The organism is Lewinellaceae bacterium, from assembly GCA_020636135.1.
In the GTDB taxonomy this organism is placed as follows: domain Bacteria; phylum Bacteroidota; class Bacteroidia; order Chitinophagales; family Saprospiraceae; genus JAGQXC01.
In genome coordinates, this window is sequence record JACJYK010000001.1 from 508,341 (window position 1) to 530,065 (window position 21,725).

1 protein-coding gene (only partly in view) is annotated in these 21,725 nt (G+C 52.1%); it reads left to right on the plus strand.

Features of this window, described 5'->3' with window-relative positions:
* Positions 1 to 21,725: the 5' portion of a hypothetical protein gene (locus H6570_01995; protein ID MCB9318024.1), read on the plus strand. 5,884 nt of this gene lie beyond the right edge of the window; the window shows 21,725 of its 27,609 coding nt (coding positions 1–21,725); the start codon lies at positions 1 to 3; its stop codon lies off the right edge, out of view.

Consider the following 21,725-nt stretch of genomic DNA (forward strand, 5'->3'; position numbering starts at 1 on the left):
ATGATGCCGGCGGCTCCACGGGATACGGTGGTAGGCTGTCCTGTACAGGTACCGTTACCTGCGCCGGTGTTGTACCGGGATGCATGTGACGGAGTATTGCGGATAGCTTTTGCTCAGGATATGAGGGAGCCCTATTCCTGTGATTATACGATTACACGGAGCTGGATCGGAGTGGATGCCTGTGGCAACCGGGATACGATCATCCAGCTGATCCGGGTCAAAGACACGATAGCACCGGAGATACCGGGATTGGTGGATGGAGATACGATCAGATACGATTGTACGGATCCATTACCAACCACGGTGCCATCGGGCATGGATGCGTGTGGACCGGTGAGTGTAGGCTATGAAGATTCAACGGCCACACCGAGCTGTCCGGGTGAAGAGTTGATCCGAAGGAAGTACACAGCTACGGATGTGTGTGGAAATGAGAGGATATACATCAACTGGCTACAATTCCGGGATACGACCAGACCAGAGATCACTTGTCCGGCAGACATCACATTAGACTGTCCGGCGGATACAACAACAACGACCACTGGAGTTGCTACGGCGACGGATGCCTGCAGCAGTATCACGATCAGTTACAGCGATGCGGTAACAGCAGAATGTGGAACGACCTATCATGTTGTAAGGACGTGGCTGGCGGTCGATGCTTGCGGTAATAGCAGCGCTTGTGACCAGCTGATCACGGTACAGGATACGACCAGACCGGTGATCACCTGCCCGTCAGATATCACGGTAGATTGTCCGGCAGATACCACCACAGGAACGACGAGAGTAGCTACGGCCACGGATGCCTGCAGCAGTGTCATGATCAGTTACAGTGATGCAGTAACGGCGGACTGCGGAACCACCTATCATGTTGTGAGGACGTGGCTTGCAGTTGATGCTTGCGGCAACAGCAGCAGTTGCGATCAGCTGATCATTGTACAGGATACCACCAGACCTATGATCACTTGCCCGGCAGACATCACGTTAGATTGCCCGGCTGATACGAGCACTACCAACACGGGAGTAGCTACGGCCACGGATGCCTGCAGCAGTGTTACGATCAGTTACAGCGATGCGGTAACGACGGATTGTGGCACCACCTACCACGTCGTAAGGACGTGGCTGGCGGTCGATGCGTGTGGCAACAGCAGCGCTTGCGATCAGCTTATCACGGTACAGGATACTACCAGACCGGTGATCACTTGCCCGGGTAATGTGACATTAGACTGTCCAGCAGATACGAGTACCACCAACACGGGAGTAGCTACAGCTACGGATGCCTGCAGCAGTGTCACGATCAGTTACAGTGATGCGGTAACAGCAGATTGTGGCACAACCTACCATGTTGTGAGGACGTGGCTAGCAGTAGATGCGTGTGGCAACAGCAGCGCTTGCGATCAGCTTATCACGGTACAGGATACTACAAAACCAGAGATTACTTGCCCGGCGGATGTGACATTAGACTGCCCGGCAGATACTGCAACAGGAACGACGGGAGTAGCTACCGCTACCGATGCTTGCAGCAGCATCACGATCAGCTACAGCGATGCGGTGACAGCAGATTGTGGCACAACCTACTATGTTGTGAGGACGTGGCTGGCAGTTGATGCGTGTGGCAATAGCAGCGCTTGCGACCAACTGATCACGGTACAGGATACTACAAAACCAGAGATCACCTGCCCGGCGGATGTGACATTAGACTGCCCGGCAGATACTGCAACAGGAACGACGGGAGTAGCTACCGCTACCGATGCTTGCAGCAGCATCACGATCAGCTACAGCGATGCGGTGACGACGGACTGTGGTACAACTTACCACGTCGAACGTACCTGGCTGGCAGTTGATGCGTGTGGCAACAGCAGCAGCTGTGATCAGCTGATCACAGTACAGGACACGACCAGACCTGCGATCACTTGCCCGGCAGACATCACCTTGGATTGTCCGGCGGATACGAGCACGGCAACAACGGGAGTAGCTACGGCCACCGATGCCTGTAGCAGCATTACGATCAGTTACAGCGATGCGGTAACGGCGGATTGTGGCACGACCTATCATGTTGTGCGGACGTGGCTGGCAGCAGATGCGTGTGGTAACAGCAGCAGCTGTGATCAAATGATCACTGTCCAGGATACCACCCGACCGATGATCACCTGCCCGGCTGATGTGACATTAGACTGTCCGGCGGATACGAGTATTGCAAATACCGGAATTGCTGGTGCAACGGATATGTGTTCCCTAATCCCGGTTATATCTTATGTTAATTCACTCACTAGTGATTGTGGAGGAACATATACGATAAATCGTGTCTGGATGGCAACAGATGTTTGTGGTAACAGTACAACCTGTACGCAACTGATCACAGTCCAGGATACGATAATTCCCACGATTACAGTTGTCGCGATGAATGATACAGTTCAGTGTGACGGCACTGGTAATACAACTGCATATAAATCCTGGATCGACAACCATGGAGGTGCAATGGCATCGGATGGATGTGGGAGTTTTATATGGGATACGACGCTGGTGTCACGAACACCGGGATGTGGGAAGACACGGATAGACCGGGTGTTGTTCATAGCGAGAGATGAATGTGGTAATGCAGACACCACGGAAGGATTGTTTGTGATCATCGATACGATAGCTCCGGTGATGCCGGCGGCTCCGCGGGATACGGTGGTAGGTTGTCCTGTACAGGTACCGTTACCTGCGCCGGTGTTGTACCGGGATGCATGTGACGGAGTATTGCGGATAGCGTTTGCTCAGGATATGAGGGAGTCCTATTCCTGTGATTATACGATTACACGGAGCTGGATCGGAGTGGATGCCTGTGGCAACCGGGATACAATCGTGCAGCTGATCCGGGTCAAAGACACGATAGCACCGGAGATTCCGGGATTGGTGGATGGAGATACGATCAGATACGATTGTACGGATCCATTACCAACCACGGTGCCACCGGGCATGGATGCGTGTGGACCGGTGAGTGTAGGCTATGAAGATTCGACGGCCACACCGAGCTGTCCGGGTGAAGAGTTGATCCGAAGGAAGTACACAGCTACGGATGTGTGTGGCAATGAGCGGGTATACATCAACTGGTTGCAGTTCCGTGACACGACACCACCAGAGATCACTTGTCCGGCAGACATCACATTAAACTGCCCTGCGGATACGACCACGGCAACAACGGGAGTAGCTACGGCCACCGATGCCTGCAGCAGCATCACGATCAGTTACAGTGATGCGGTGACGGCAGATTGCGGAACCACCTACCACGTCGTAAGGACGTGGCTGGCAGTTGATGCGTGTGGCAACAGCAGCAGTTGCGATCAAATGATCACGGTACAGGATACGACCAGACCGGTGATCACCTGCCCGGCAGACATCACGTTAAACTGCCCGGCGGATACGAGCACAACCAACACGGGAGTAGCTACCGCTACCGATGCCTGTAGCAGTATTACGATCAGTTACAGTGATGCGGTGACGACAGACTGTGGTACGACCTATCATGTTGTACGTACCTGGCTGGCAGTTGATGCCTGCGGCAACAGTAGCAGCTGTGATCAACTTATAACAGTACAGGATACGACCAGACCGGTGATTACCTGCCCGGTAGATATTACGTTAGACTGTCCAGCGGATACGACCACAGGAACCACGGGAGTCGCTATGGCTACGGATGCTTGCAACAGTGTTACGATCAGTTACAGTGATGCAGTGACAACAGACTGCGGCACGACCTACCATGTTGTGAGGACATGGCTGGCAGTTGATGCTTGTGGCAACAGTAACAGTTGTGATCAAATGATCACGATACAGGACACCACCAGACCTGAGATCACTTGCCCGACAGATATTACGTTAAACTGTCCGGCGGATACTACAACAGGAACAACGGGAGTAGCTACGGCCATGGATGGGTGTAGCAGCATCACGATCAGTTACAGTGATGCAGTGACAGCAGACTGCGGAACCACCTACCAGGTTGTGAGGACATGGCTTGCAGTTGATGCTTGTGGCAATAGCAACAGTTGTGACCAGCTAATCATTGTCCAGGATACGACCAGTCCCACGATTACGGTACCTGCGATGAATGACACGGTGCAGTGCGACGGCAGTGGTAATGCAACCGCCTATATGAGCTGGATCGACAACCATGGAGGTGCAATGGCATCGGATGGATGTGGGAGTTTTATATGGGATACGACGCTGGTGTCCCGCACACCGGGATGTGGGAAGACACGGATAGACCGGGTGTTGTTCATAGCGAGAGATGAATGCGGTAATGCTGATACGACGGAAGGATTGTTTGTGATCATCGATACGATAGCTCCGGTGATGCCGGCGGCTCCACGGGATACGGTGGTAGGTTGTCCGGTACAGGTACCGTTACCTGCGCCGGTGTTGTACCGTGATGCATGTGACGGAGTATTGCGGATAGCGTTTGCTCAGGATATGAGGGAGTCCTATTCCTGTGATTATACGATTACACGGAGCTGGATCGGAGTGGATGCCTGTGGCAACCAGGATACGATCATCCAGCTGATCCGGGTCAAAGACACGATAGCACCGGAGATTCCGGGATTGGTGGATGGAGATACGATCAGATACGATTGTACGGATCCATTACCGACCACGGTTCCATCGGGCATGGATGCGTGTGGACCGGTGAGTGTAGGTTACGAAGATTCGACGGCCACACCGAGCTGTCCGGGTGAAGAGTTGATACGGAGGAAGTACACAGCTACGGATGTGTGTGGAAATACGAGGATATACATCAACTGGCTACAATTCCGGGATACGACCAGACCTGAGATTACTTGCCCGGTAGATATTACTTTAGACTGTCCAGCAGATACGAGCACAACCAACACGGGAGTAGCTACGGCTACGGATGCCTGTAGCAGCATTACGATCAGTTACAGTGATGCGGTAATGACGGATTGCGGTACAACTTACCATGTTGTAAGGACCTGGCTGGCAGTAGATGCGTGCGGGAATAGTAGTAGTTGTGATCAAATGATCACAATACAGGATACGACCAGACCGGTGATCACCTGTCCGGCAGATATCACGTTAGATTGTCCGGCAGATACCACCACAGGAACAACGGGAGTAGCTACGGCCACGGATGCCTGCAGCAGTGTCATGATCAGTTACAGCGATGCAGTAACGGCGGACTGCGGAACCACCTATCATGTTGTGAGGACGTGGCTTGCAGTTGATGCTTGCGGCAACAGCAGCAGTTGCGATCAGCTGATCATTGTACAGGATACCACCAGACCTATGATCACTTGCCCGGCAGACATCACGTTAGACTGCCCGGCGGATACGACCACGGCGACCACCGGAGTAGCTACAGCCACCGATGCCTGTAGCAGTGTTACGATCAGTTACAGCGATGCGGTAACGACGGATTGTGGCACCACCTACCACGTCGTAAGGACGTGGCTGGCGGTCGATGCGTGTGGCAACAGCAGCGCTTGCGATCAGCTTATCACGGTACAGGATACTACAAAACCTGAGATTACTTGCCCGGCGGACATCACGTTAGATTGCCCAGCGGATACGACCACGGCAACAACGGGAGTAGCTACAGCTACGGATGCCTGCAGCAGTGTCACGATCAGTTACAGCGATGCGGTGACAGCAGATTGTGGCACCACCTACCACGTCGTACGGACGTGGCTGGCAGTAGATGCGTGTGGCAACAGCAAGAGTTGTGACCAGCTGATCACGGTACAGGATACCACCAGACCGGTGATCACCTGTCCGGCAGGCATCACGTTAGATTGCCCAGCGGATACGACCACGGCAACAACGGGAGTAGCTACGGCCATGGATGCCTGCAGCAGCATCACGATCAGTTACAGCGATGCGGTGACAGCAGATTGTGGCACCACCTACCACGTCGTAAGGACGTGGCTGGCGGTCGATGCGTGCGGCAACAGCAGCGCTTGCGACCAACTGATCACGATACAGGACACCACCAGACCAGAGATCACCTGCCCGACAGATATTACGTTAAACTGTCCAGCGGATACGACCACGGCGACCACTGGAGTAGCCACAGCAACGGATGCCTGTAGCAGCATTACGATCAGTTACAGCGATGCGGTAACGACGGACTGCGGCACGACCTACCATGTTGTGAGGACGTGGCTGGCGGTCGATGCGTGTGGCAACAGCAGCGCTTGCGATCAGCTTATCACGGTACAGGATACTACAAAACCAGATATTACTTGCCCGGCGGACATCACGTTAGATTGCCCAGCGGATACGACCACGGCAACAACGGGAGTAGCTACGGCAACGAATGCCTGCAGTAGCATCACGATCAGTTACAGCGATGCGGTGACGACGGACTGTAGTACAACTTACCACGTCGAACGTACCTGGCTGGCAGTTGATGCGTGTGGCAACAGCAGCAGCTGTGATCAGCTGATCACAGTACAGGACACGACCAGACCTGCGATCACTTGCCCGGCAGACATCACCTTGGATTGTCCGGCGGATACGACCACGGCGACCACGGGAGTAGCTACAGCCACCGATGCTTGTAGCAGCATTACGATCAGTTACAGCGATGCTGTAACAGCAGACTGTGGCACGACCTACCATGTTGTGAGGACCTGGCTTGCGGTTGATGCTTGTGGCAACAGCAGCAGCTGCGACCAGTTGATCACGGTACAGGACACCACACCTCCAAACATCACGTGTCCTGTAGATACCATCCTGAATTGTCCAGCAGATACAAGTATTGCAAATACCGGAATTGCTGGCGCAACGGATATGTGTTCCCTAATCCCGGTTATATCTTATGTTAATTCACTCACCAGTGATTGTGGAGGAACATATACAATAAATCGTGTCTGGATGGCAACAGATGTTTGTGGCAACAGTACAACCTGTACGCAACTGATCACAGTCCAGGATACGACAATTCCCACGATTACAGTTGTCGCGATGAATGATACAGTTCAGTGTGACGGCACTGGTAATACAACTGCATATAAATCCTGGATCGACAACCATGGAGGAGCAATAGCATCAGATGGTTGTGGAGGTTATACCTGGGATACAACTTTGATAATGAGAACACCGGGATGTGGGAAGACACGGATAGACCGGGTGTTGTTTATAGCCAGAGACGAATGTGGTAATGCAGACACCACGGAAGGATTGTTTGTGATCATCGATACGATAGCTCCGGTGATGCCGGCGGCTCCACGGGATACGGTGGTAGGTTGTCCGGTTCAGGTACCGTTACCTGCGCCGCTGTTGTACCGGGATGCGTGCGACGGAGTATTGCGGATAGCGTTTGCTCAGGATATGAGGGAGCCTTATTCCTGTGATTATACGATTACACGGAGCTGGATCGGAGTGGATGCCTGTGGCAACCGGGATACGATCATCCAGCTGATCCGGGTCAAAGACACGATAGCACCGGAGATACCGGGATTGGTGGATGGAGATACGATCAGATACGATTGTACGGATCCATTACCAACCACGGTGCCATCGGGCATGGATGCGTGTGGACCGGTGAGTGTAGGTTACGAAGATTCGACGGCCACACCGAGCTGTCCGGGTGAGGAGTTGATCCGCAGGAAGTACACAGCTACGGATGTGTGTGGAAATGAGAGGATATACATCAACTGGTTGCAGTTCCGTGACACGACACCACCAGAGATTACCTGCCCGGCCGATGTGACCTTAGACTGCCCGGCGGATACGAGCACGGCAACAACGGGAGTAGCTACGGCTACCGATGCCTGCAGCAGTGTCACGATCAGCTACAGCGACGCAGTAATGACGGATTGCGGTACAACTTACCATGTTGTAAGGACCTGGCTGGCAGTAGATGCGTGCGGGAATAGTAGTAGTTGTGATCAAATGATCACAATACAGGATACGACCAGACCGGTGATCACCTGTCCGGCAGATATCACATTAAACTGCCCGGCTGATACTACCACAGGAATCACGGGAGTAGCTACGGCCACCGATGCCTGTAGCAGCATAACGATCAGTTACAGCGATGCGGTAACAACAGACTGTGGAACAATCTATCATGTCGTGCGTACGTGGCTGGCGGTGGATGCGTGCGGCAACAGCAGCAGCTGTGATCAGCTGATCACGGTCCAGGATACGACCTCACCAGAGATCACCTGCCCGGCAGATGTGACATTAGACTGCCCGGCAGATACTGCAACAGGAACGACGGGAGTAGCTACAGCTACCGATGCTTGCAGCAGCATCACGATCAGCTACAGCGATGCGGTGACGACGGACTGTGGTACAACTTACCACGTCGTACGGACGTGGCTTGCAGTGGATGCGTGTGGCAACAGCAGAAGCTGTGATCAACTGATCACGGTACAGGATACTACAAAACCAGAGATCACTTGCCCGGTAGATATTACGTTAAACTGTCCTGCAGATACCACCACAGGAACCACGGGAGTAGCTACAGCGACGGATGCTTGCAGCAGTATTACGATCAGTTACAATGATGCAGTAACGACAGACTGTGGCACGACCTATCATGTTGTGAGGACGTGGCTTGCAGTTGATGCGTGTGGTAATAGCAGAAGCTGTGATCAACTGATCACGGTACAGGATACTACAAAACCAGAGATCACTTGCCCGGTAGATATTACGTTAAACTGTCCTGCAGATACCACCACAGGAACCACGGGAGTAGCCACGGCTACAGATGCCTGCAGTAGTATTACGATCAGTTACAATGATGCAGTAACGACAGACTGCGGCACAACCTACCACGTGGTACGGACGTGGTTGGCGATTGATGCGTGTGGCAACAGCAGCAGCTGTGATCAGCTGATCACCGTCCAGGATACCACCAGACCTGCAATCACCTGCCCGGTAGATATAACATTGAATTGTCCTGCAGATACTACAACAACGACCACGGGAGTAGCTACAGCGACGGATGCTTGCAGCAGCATCACGATCAGTTACAGTGATGCAGTAACGACAGACTGCGGCACGACCTACCATGTTGTGCGTACGTGGCTGGCGGTTGATGCCTGTGGCAACAGCAGCGCTTGCGATCAGCTGATCACTATACAGGATACCACTAGACCGGTGATCACCTGCCCGGCAGACATCACCTTAAACTGCCCGGCGGATACGAGCACAACCAACACGGGAGTCGCTACGGCTACGGATGCCTGCAGCAGTGTCACGATCAGTTACAGTGATGCAGTGACGGCGGATTGTGGTACAACCTATCATGTTGTAAGGACATGGCTTGCAGTTGATGCTTGTGGCAATAGCAACAGTTGTGACCAGCTAATCATTGTCCAGGATACGACCAGTCCCACGATTACAGTACCTGCGATGAATGACACGGTACAGTGCGACGGCAGTGGTAATGCAACCGCCTATATGAGCTGGATCGACAACAACGGAGGAGCGATGGCATCGGATGGGTGTGGAAGTTTTATATGGGATACGACGCTGGTGTCCCGAACACCGGGTTGCGGCAAGACACGGATAGACCGGGTGTTGTTTATAGCGAGAGATGCATGCGGTAATGCAGATACGACGGAAGGATTGTTTGTGATCATCGATACGATCGCTCCGGTGATGCCGGCGGCTCCACGGGATACGGTGGTAGGCTGTCCTGTACAGGTACCGTTACCTGCGCCGGTGTTGTACCGTGATGCATGTGACGGAGTATTGCGGATAGCGTTTGCTCAGGATATGAGGGAACCCTATTCCTGTGATTATACGATTACACGGAGCTGGATCGGAGTGGATGCCTGTGGCAACCGGGATACGATCATCCAGCTGATCCGGGTCAAAGACACGATAGCACCGGAGATACCGGGATTGGTGGATGGAGATACGATCAGATACGATTGTACGGATCCATTACCAACCACGGTTCCATCGGGGATGGATGCGTGTGGACCGGTGAGTGTAGGCTATGAAGATTCGACGGCCACACCGAGCTGTCCGGGTGAAGAGTTGATCCGGAGGAAGTACACAGCTACGGATGTGTGTGGAAATGAGAGGGTATACATCAACTGGTTGCAGTTCCGGGACACGACACCACCAGAGATTACCTGCCCGGTAGATATCACCTTAGATTGTCCGGCAGATACCACAACAGGAACCACGGGTGTAGCTACCGCTACGGATGCCTGCAGCAGTGTTACGATCAGTTACAGTGATGCGGTGACGACAGATTGTGGCACGACCTACCATGTTGTGAGGACGTGGTTGGCAGTAGATGCGTGTGGCAACAGCAACAGTTGTGATCAACTGATCACGGTACAGGATACGACCAGACCTGAGATCACTTGCCCGGCAGCCATCACTTTAAACTGTCCGGCGGATACGACCACGGCGACCACTGGAGTAGCCACAGCAACGGATGCCTGTAGCAGCATTACGATCAGTTACAGCGATGCGGTAACGACGGACTGCGGCACGACCTACCATGTTGTGAGGACGTGGCTGGCAGTAGATGCTTGCGGCAACAGCAGTGCTTGCGATCAGCTGATCACTATACAGGACACCACCAGACCTGCGATCACTTGCCCGGCAGACATAACATTGAATTGTCCTGCAGACACTACAACAACGACCACGGGAGTAGCTACAGCGACGGATGCTTGCAGCAGCATCACGATCAGTTACAGTGATGCAGTAACGGCGGACTGTGGTACGACTTACCATGTTGTGAGGACGTGGTTGGCAGTAGATGCGTGTGGAAATAGCAGCAGTTGCGACCAACTGATCACAGTACAGGACACCACCAGACCTGCGATCACCTGCCCGGCAGACATAACATTGAATTGTCCTGCAGATACTACAACAACGACCACGGGAGTAGTTACAGCGACGGATGCTTGCAGCAGCATCACGATCAGCTACAGCGATGCAGTAACGACAGACTGTGGAACGACCTACCATGTTGTGAGGACTTGGGTGGCGGTTGATGCGTGTGGCAACAGCAACAGATGCGATCAAATGATCATAGTCCAGGATACCACCAGACCGGTGATCACCTGCCCGGTAGATATAACATTGAATTGTCCTGCAGATACTACAACAACGACCACGGGAGTAGCTACAGCGACGGATGCTTGCAGCAGCATCACGATCAGCTACAGCGATGCAGTAACGACAGACTGTGGAACGACCTACCATGTTGTGAGGAATTGGTTGGCGGTTGATGCGTGTGGCAACAGCAGCAGTTGCGACCAAATGATCACGGTACAGGATACCACCAGACCGGTGATTACCTGCCCGGTAGATATAACTTTGAATTGTCCTGCAGATACTACAACAACGACCACGGGAGTAGCCACGGCAATGGATGCCTGCAGCAGTGTCACGATCAGTTACAGCGATGCGGTGACAACCGACTGCGGCACCACCTACCATGTTGTGAGGACGTGGCTTGCAGTTGATGCGTGTGGCAACAGCAGCGTTTGCGATCAAATGATCACAGTGCAGGATACCACCAGACCGGCGATCACCTGCCCGGCAGACATCACATTAAACTGCCCGGCGGATACGACCACAACAACAACGGGAGTAGCTACAGCCACCGATGCCTGCAGCAGTGTCACGATCAGTTACAGCGATGTGGTAACGACAGACTGTGGAACGACCTACCATGTTGTGAGGACTTGGTTGGCGGTTGATGCGTGTGGCAACAGCAACAGATGCGATCAAATGATCATAGTCCAGGATACGACCAGACCTGAGATCACCTGCCCGGTAGACATCACATTGAATTGTCCTGCAGATACTACAACAACGACCACGGGAATAGCTTCGGCTACAGATGCATGCAGCAGTGTCACGATCAGTTACAGCGATGCTGTAACAGCAGACTGCGGCACGACCTACCATGTTGTGAGGACATGGCTTGCGGTTGATGCTTGTGGCAACAGCAGCAGCTGCGATCAAATGATCACAGTACAGGACACCACCAGACCTGCGATCACTTGTCCGGCAGACATCACGTTAGACTGCCCGGCAGACACGAGCACAATCAACACGGGAGTGGCTACTTCAACCGATGCCTGCAGCAATACTACAATCAGCTACAGCGATGCAGTGACAATAGACTGCGGAACGACCTACCAGGTTGTACGGACCTGGCTTGCGATCGATGCCTGTGGCAACAACAGCGCTTGCGAACAGCTGATCACGATACAGGACACGACGCCACCCACGATCACTTGTCCAGCAGATGTAACATTAAACTGCCCGGCAGATACAAGCATTACGAATACTGGAATTCCAAGTGCATTAGATCTTTGCGTTATACCGACCATTACGTATCGTAATTCACTTACCAGTGATTGTGGAGGCACTTACACAATAAATCGCATCTGGACGGCAACCGATGCTTGTGGCAACAATACATCCTGTACACAACTGATCACCATTCAGGATACGACCATTCCAACGATTACGGTTGCTGCAATAAATGACACTGTACAGTGTGACGGTAATGGTAATAATGCAGCATTTAAGAATTGGATTGACAACCATGCAGGTGCCATAGCATCGGATGGATGTGGAGGTTATACCTGGGATACTACACTAATTGAACGTACACCAGGGTGTGGCAGGACAAGGACCGACCGGGTGTTGTTTATAGCCAGAGACGAATGCGGGAATGCAGACACGACTGAAGGTGCGTTTGTTGTTATCGATACGATCCCACCAGTGCTGCCGTCAGCCCCGGCAGATACGTTGGTGGGTTGTCCATTTAATGTTCCATTGCCAATGCCTTTGATGTACCGTGATGACTGTGATGGCGTATTGCGGATAGCTTTTGCCCAGGATATACCGGAGCCGTACTCTTGTGATTATACAATCAATAGGAGATGGATAGGTGTGGACGCTTGTGGTAACCGGGATACAGCAATACAATTGATCCGTGTAAAAGACACGATAGCACCGACGATACCGGACCTGGTGGATGGAGATACGATAACGTACAATTGTACAGATCCATTGCCAGTGACATTACCACCGGGCATGGATGCTTGTGGCTCGGTAAGTGTGAGCTATGAAGATTCGACGGCTATGCCCAGTTGTCCTGGTGAAGTGTTGATCCGGAGGAAATATACTGCAACGGATGTGTGCGGAAATACAAGAATGTATATCAACTGGTTGCAATTCCGTGATACCACACCTCCAGACATTACCTGTCAAGCTCCAATGATCCTGTATTGTCCTGCGGATACAAGCATTGCCAATACAGGCTTAGCCATAGCCACGGATGATTGCAGCACCTTTACGATCAGTCATCGTGACTCCATTATCCCTGGATGTGGTACCACCTATACAGTGATCCGGATTTGGACAGCGATGGATGCATGCATGAATAACAGCATGTGTCAACAAACGATAACGGTTCAGGATACGATGGCGCCGGACATTACTTGTCCTGCAGCTGTAATCATAAATTGTCCGGCAGATACGAGTACAGCAAACACAGGAATGGCCACGGCTACCGATGAATGTAACAGCGTTACGACCAGTTATCGGGATTCGATCATCCCTGAATGCGGCAGCACGTACACAGTGATCCGGATCTGGACAGCGGTGGATGCATGCATGAATAGTAGCACGTGTCAACAAACGATCACAGTACAGGATACGACACAACCTGCGATCACCTGCCCTGTTGACATCACGTTAGACTGTCCGGCGGATACCACAATAGCGACCACGGGAGTAGCTACGGCCATGGATTCCTGCAGCAGCATCACGATCAGTTACAGTGATGCGGTAACGACGGACTGTGGGACGTCCTATCATGTCTTGAGGACCTGGCTTGCAGTAGATGTGTGTGGCAACAGCAGCAGCTGTGACCAGCTGATCACGGTTCAGGACACCACCAGACCTGAGATCACCTGCCCGGCAGACATCACGTTAGACTGCCCGGCAGATACCACCACAGGAACAACGGGAGTAGCTACAGCAACGGATGCTTGCAGCAGCATCACGATCAGTTACAGCGATGCGGTGACAGTAGATTGCGGGACGACTTACCACGTCATGAGGACGTGGCTGGCGGTGGATGCGTGCGGCAACAGCAGCAGCTGTGATCAGTTGATCACGGTACAGGAGACCACCAGACCGGCGATCACTTGTCCGGTAGACATCACGTTAGATTGTCCGGGGGATACCACATCAGGAACAACGGGAATAGCTACCGCCACGGATGCCTGCAGCAGTGTTACGATCAGTTACAGTGATGCGGTAACAACAGAGTGCGGGACGACCTACCATGTCTTGAGGACGTGGCTTGCAGTGGATGCCTGCGGGAACAGCAGCGCTTGCGATCAGCTTATAACTATACAGGATACCACCAGACCGGTGATCACCTGTCCGGCAGATATCACATTAAACTGCCCGGCGGATACGAGCACGGCAACAACGGGAGTAGTTACGGCTACAGATGTCTGCAGCAGCATCACGATCAGTTACAGCGATGCGGTAACGACAGACTGTGGCACGACCTATCATGTTGTACGTACGTGGCTGGCGGTCGATGCTTGCGGCAACAGCAGAAGTTGTGACCAGCTGATTACCGTACAGGATACGACCAGACCTGAGATTACTTGCCCGGTAGATATTACTTTAGACTGTCCAGCAGATACGAGCACGGCAACAACGGGAGTTGCTACGGCCACGGATGCTTGCAGCAGCACAACAATTAGGTACAGTGACGCGGTAACTTCAGACTGTGGAACGACTTATCATGTCGTTCGAACCTGGTTGGCAGTGGATGCTTGTGGCAACAGTAGCAGCTGCGACCAAATGATTACTGTACAGGATACCACCAGACCGGTGATCACCTGTCCATTAGATGTGACATTAGACTGTCCGGCGGATACGAGTACCACCAACACAGGGGTAGCTACAGCAACGGATGCCTGCAACAGCACCACGATCAGTTACAACGATGTAGTGACGGCAGATTGCGGCACGACTTACCATGTCGTACGGACCTGGCTGGTGGTAGATGCCTGCGGTAACAGCAGCAGTTGCGATCAGCTGATTACCGTACAGGATACGACAAGACCAGTGATTACAGTAGGCGCGATGAATGACACGGTGCAGTGCGACGGCAGTGGCAATACGATTTCCTTTATGAACTGGGTCGACAACCACGGAGGGGCGGTAGCATCGGATGGCTGTGGAAGTTTCGTCTGGGATACGACTGTCTTGCGTACACCTGGTTGTGGGAAGACACGCGTTGACCAGGTTTTGTTTATAGCAAGAGATGCATGCGGGAATGCAGATACGACAGAAGGGGTATTCGTGATCATTGACACGATTCCCCCGGTGATGCCGCAGGCACCGGCAGATACTCTGGTGGGCTGTCCATTTAATGTGCCATTGCCCATGCCATTGATGTATCGCGATGATTGTGACGGTACCATTCGAATTGCTTTTGCCCTTGATATGCCGGAACCATACTCCTGCGACTATACGATCACACGGAGATGGATAGGTATGGATGCCTGTGGTAACCGGGATACAGTTATTCAGCTGATCCGGGTAAAAGACACCATAGCGCCGGTGATTCCAGATTTAGTGGATGGGGATACGATCACGTACGATTGTACAGATCCTTTACCGGTAACATTGCCACCGGGTATGGATGCCTGTGGCTCGGTAAGCGTGAGTTATGAAGATTCAACGGAGACGCCGAGTTGCCCCGGAGAACGGCTGGTTCGTAGACGGTATACGGCAAGGGATGTGTGTGGCAATACACAAGTATACGTGAATTGGTTACAATTCCGGGATACAACGCCACCGCAGATAACCTGTCCGGCTGACGTGGTCCTGGACTGCCCTGCGGATACGAGTTCAGGAAATACAGGCATTGCGACAGCAACTGATGATTGTGGTAGCATTATGATCAGCCACCGGGATTCAATCATTCCGGGTTGCGGAAATACTTATCGTGTCATCCGGGTGTGGACAGCAATTGATGCCTGCCTGAATAGTAGCTCTTGTTCACAGATGATCACCATCCAGGATACCATCGCTCCTGTAATCACCTGTCCGGCAGCGCTGACGTTGGACTGCCCTGCCGATACAAGCACGGCCAATACGGGTGTAGCGATGGCAACAGATGAATGTAACAATATAACCATTAGTTACCGCGATTCGATCATTCCAGGTTGCGGCAGTACGTACACGGTGATCCGGATCTGGACAGCGGTGGATGCCTGTCTGAATAGTAGCTCCTGTTCACAGATGATCACCATCCAGGATACCATCGCCCCGGAGATCACTTGTCCGGCGGCAGTGACGTTGGACTGCCCGGCGGATACCAGTACCGCAAATACGGGTATTGCAACAGCAATGGATGAATGCAACAGCGTCTTGATCAGCCACCGCGATTCGATCATCCCGGGATGCGGGAACACATACCAGCTCATCCGGATCTGGACAGCGGTAGATGCGTGCATGAACAGTAGCAACTGTCACCAGTCGATCACCGTCCAGGATACCATTGCCCCGGAGATCACTTGTCCGACGGCAGTGACGTTGGACTGCCCGGCGGATACCAGTACCACAAATACGGGTGTGGCAACAGCGATGGATGAATGTAACAGCGTCTTGATCAGCCACCGCGATTCGATCATCACGGGTTGTGGTAACACCTATCAGGTGATCCGGATCTGGAAAGCAGTTGATGCCTGCCTGAATAGTAGCTCCTGTTCACAGATGATCACCGTCCAGGATACGATTGCACCTGTAATTACTTGTCCGGCATCGGTGACGTTAAATTGTCCGGCAGATACCAGCACTGCCAATACTGGAATCGCTACAGCTACCGACGCATGTGATACGGCACCTTTATCGCTAACCCATAGTGATTCAATCGTTACCGCTTGTGGAAGCACCTATTCGATCCTGCGGAGATGGATGGCTATGGATGCCTGTGGTAACAGCAGCAGTTGTGTGCAAGCTATTGTTATTCAGGATACAACAGCTCCATCAATAATAACCGAAGCATCGAATGACACGGTTCAGTGTGATGGTTCGGGCAATATGACGGATTTCATAGCCTGGATTAATAATCATGGAAGTGCACAGGCAAGCGATGAATGCAATGGCGTTACCTGGGATACATCGATGGTTGACCGGACGCAATTGTGTGGCAGGACCAGAATTGACCGAGTGTTATTCATTGCCAGGGATGCGTGTGGTAATGAGGCAACTTCTGAGGCACTATTTGTTATCATTGATACCATTCCACCGGTATTGCCGTCAGCTCCGCATGACACTTTGGTCGCCTGCCGGAATAATGTTCCATTACCTTCCCCACTCATGTATCGCGATGCCTGTGATCAGGTGATCCGGATTGCCTTCTCACAGGATCTATCCGAGCCTTTGTCCTGCGATTATACCATTACCCGTCGTTGGATAGGCATGGATGCTTGCGGCAACCGCGATACGGTCATCCAATTGATCCGGGTTAAAGACTCCATCCCACCGGAAATACCGGGATTGGTACATGGGGATACCGTAGTTTATGACTGTACGGATCCGCTTCCCACGACAGTCCCGCAGGGTATGGATAATTGTAGTGCAGTCAATGTCAGTTACAGTGATTCTACGGAGACACCGGAATGTGCTGGGGAACGATTGATTAAGAGAACTTACACGGCAGTGGATTTCTGTGGTAACCGTAATGTTATCGTGAATTGGTTGCTGTTCCGGGATACCACACCTCCTGCGTTCATAATGCCGGTCTTAAGTGACACGGTTGATTGTGATGCACTAAGCATGCAGGCTTATCGCAACTGGATCGATAATCATGGAGGAGCACTGGCAACGGATAATTGCAGTTCGGTAACCTGGGATACAATTACTGTCCAGAGAGCGTTGCCATGCGGCAGTACCCGTAAAGACAGTGTGCTGTTTATCGTACGGGATGCATGTAACAATGCCGATACCATGTCCGGCGTATTTGTCATTCAGGATACGACTCCTCCAAGCCTGCCGGTGCCTCCCCGGGATACGCTCGTTGAATGCCCAAATCAAATACCTGCTGCCCAGACCCTGATCGCCATGGATGCCTGTAATGGTGTAGTGATGGCCGTGCCAATAGATATTGCTGAGGATTTCAGTTGTGATTATCAGATCATTCGCAGATGGGTTTTCAGTGACCTTTGTGGAAACAAAGACAGTATTGAACAGCACATCCGAGTGAAAGACAGCATTCCGCCCACGTTTATTGATCCAGTGATTACAGATGGTGATACGACTTTCCTGGATTGCAACGACACGATAGCCGTAGATACGCCTGCCGTTGTGGATGCCTGCGGGTTACCGGTGGTACAGTACCAGGATAGCCTCCTTGGACCTTCATGTGGAGTCAATTCCATTATCCGGCGAATCTATACAGCCACGGATGTATGCGGGAATACAGCAAGGCTTACCCACTATTACCAGTTTATAGATACTACGGCTCCTGAAATTATAATTCTGCCGAGGGATACCATCGTGGAATGCGATGGTGCAGGAAACAATGATGCATTCATGTTCTGGGTTGGTGAGCAGGCTGGAGCTGAAGCTACGGACGTTTGTGGAACGATCCAATGGGATTATGTTTTGGCGGCTTCCACGCCATCATGCGGCTCAACACGTATCGACAGCATCCTGTTCATAGCCAGTGATGGCTGCGGCAATGCAGATACGGCAAGTGCATTATTTACTGTAATAGACACAACACCTCCGGTCATAGATTGTCCTCAGAATCTCCAGTTTAACTGTCCCGCAGATACGTCAGTAGTCAACACCGGACTTCCAACGGCATTTGATCTTTGTAGTACTGTTCCACTCATTACGCACCGGGATAGTGTTATTCCTGGATCCTGCCCCAATACTTTCAGGTTACACCGGTATTGGACTGCTACCGATGCCTGTGGAAATTCTTCCGTATGCCGTCAAACCATTGATGTGCGCGACATCACACCGCCGGTCGTGTCATGTCCACAGGATCTATTATTGGATTGTGATGCCCGGACGGATGTGGGAGCAACCGGCGTGGCTACTGCCATCGATGGTTGCAACCCAAATCCAGTGATCTCCTACCGCGACAGCATAGTTCCAGGTAGCTGTACCAACGCTTATACTATTCTGCGTATCTGGAGCGCCCGTGATGCCTGCGGGAATATAGGTTCTTGTACCCAGCGCTTGATGATCCGCGACCGTTATGCACCTACGATCACCTGCCCGGCCAATCTGACATTGGATTGTTCTGCATCGATCATTCCGGATTCGACAGGATATGCCACGGCCACCGATGCCTGTGACCCCAATCCGCTTATTACCTATGCCGATACATTGACCCTGGGGAGTTGTCCTCAGCAAGGAACATTGGTCAGGACCTGGCGGGCAACGGATGCCTGTGGTAACAGTAGAACCTGCAGGCAAATATTAACCATTGTAGACCAGACCAGCCCAGTCATAACTTGTCCGGCAAATGTGACTTTATCCTGTGAAGATGATACATCCGCGGTTATACGCGGAACAGCTACTGCAAGGGATAATTGTAGTGGAACCATTATGATTACCCACCTGGACGCCATTTTTAACGGAAGTTGTACCAATAATTATAACCTGCGCAGAAGATGGATGGCGGTCGATGCTTGTGGTAATAGTTCCGTTTGCGATCAATTCCTGTTCATCCGGGATACATCTGCACCACTCATCAGTTGCCCTGTTGCGGTGACAGTTTCTTGTAGTTCAGATACCATACCTACAACAAGCGGTCTTCCTACGGTTACCGACGTATGTGACCCAAATCCGTTGATTACCTACTCAGATGGCATTCAAAACAGTACCTGTGCCAACCGGTTTACTGCATTGAGGACCTGGGTAGCAACCGATGATTGTGGCAATTCCAGAAGTTGCACCCAGGTGATCACCGTCAATGACCAGATTGCACCGGTGATTACCTGTCCCGTCGCAATCACGGTGGATTGTGCATTGGGCACCGATACTACATTAACCGGAGCTGCCACGGCGACGGACAATTGTTTACAATCACCGGTAATAGCATTCTCCGATCAAACCATCAGTACAACCTGTGCCAATACCTATACCCTTCAGCGCACCTGGCGCGCCACCGATGTGTGTAACAATTCCGCTACCTGTATTCAGAATATTCGCGTGGTAGATACGACTGCTCCTGTGGTCACCTGCCCGGGGGATACGGTTATTGATTGTGCCAGCAACCCCGATCCCGGACAGACCGGATATCCGGTATATTCGGATAATTGTGATGGAAACCCCATTGCCACCTATGCAGATCTTACCATTAGCCAAAGTTGCGCGAATGCTTATGTGCTGCGTCGCATCTGGACGGTTACCGATGCTTGTGGTAATAGTGATACCTGCTGGCAGATCATCGAGGTGGTTGATACAACCGCGCCAATGTTACACATTCCGCCGGATACGATCCTGATTTGCCCCATAGACACCGCGGCTTCCGTGACCGGTTATGCCATTGCTTCCGACCTTTGTGATACCATACCTTCGGTTACGTATTCAGACAATGTGATCAGTGGTGTTTGTGCCAGCGACTTTACCGTCAATAGATTATGGACAGCTGTCGATGTTTGTGGAAATAGTTCAAGCCAGGTTCAGGTCATACGGGTACATGACACCATTCCACCTGTTATTATATGTCCTGCCGATACCATCCTGGATTGCCCGGCGGATACAATGCCTTCCAGTTCAGGTACTGCGATTGCGGATGATGGATGCAATCTTGGCTTAAATATCTTTTACCGGAATAATATAACCGCGGGAGGGTGTCCCGGAGTTTACACGCTGGTACGAACCTGGTTTGCAGAAGACAATTGTGGCAATATTGACTCGTGTATTCAGACCATCCAGGTCATTGATACCACTCCGCCACAACCACTGATTATCATGAGGGATACCCTGGTCGGCTGCCCGCTTGATGCTCCGATTGCAGGACCATTACCGGTTTCAGACGCCTGCAGTGGTAACCAGGTTATCTTGCCGGTAACGAGAACTGTAGGTTCGGACTGTGATTATTATGTCTATCATGTATGGACGTATTCGGATGCCTGTGGTAATGTGGATTCAACCGTCCAGCGTGTTCACGTGAAGGACAGTATACCTCCGGAAATACCGTCACTCCAGGACGGCGATACCATAGATTTTGCCTGCACCGATCCGCTGCCAGTGACCTTGCCGGCCGGTACGGATGCCTGTGGATCCGTCAGTGTTTCATTTGTAGATTCAACGCTTGCACCACCATGCCCGGGTGAGCAATTGATCAGACGGGTGTACACCGCTATGGATCTCTGTGGGAATACCAGATACTACACCAACTGGTTGTGGTTCCACGATACACTGGCTCCGGTATTGAGCGGTGCCCGCGATACCTTGGTTGACTGCGATGGAGCAGGTAACCTCCTTGCCTATGCCGATTGGATCAGTCAACATGGCAGGGCCGTTGCCACCGATAATTGCAGTGGGGTGATCTGGGATACAACTACGGTTTCTACTACATATGGATGCGGGGCTACCCGGGTGGACAGCGTTCGCTTTATTGCAATGGATAGTTGTGGCAATAGCAGTTCTGTGGTTGCCCGGTTCATTATACAGGATACAACTCCACCTGAGATCACCGTGCTACCCCGGGATACGCTCTTTGAGTG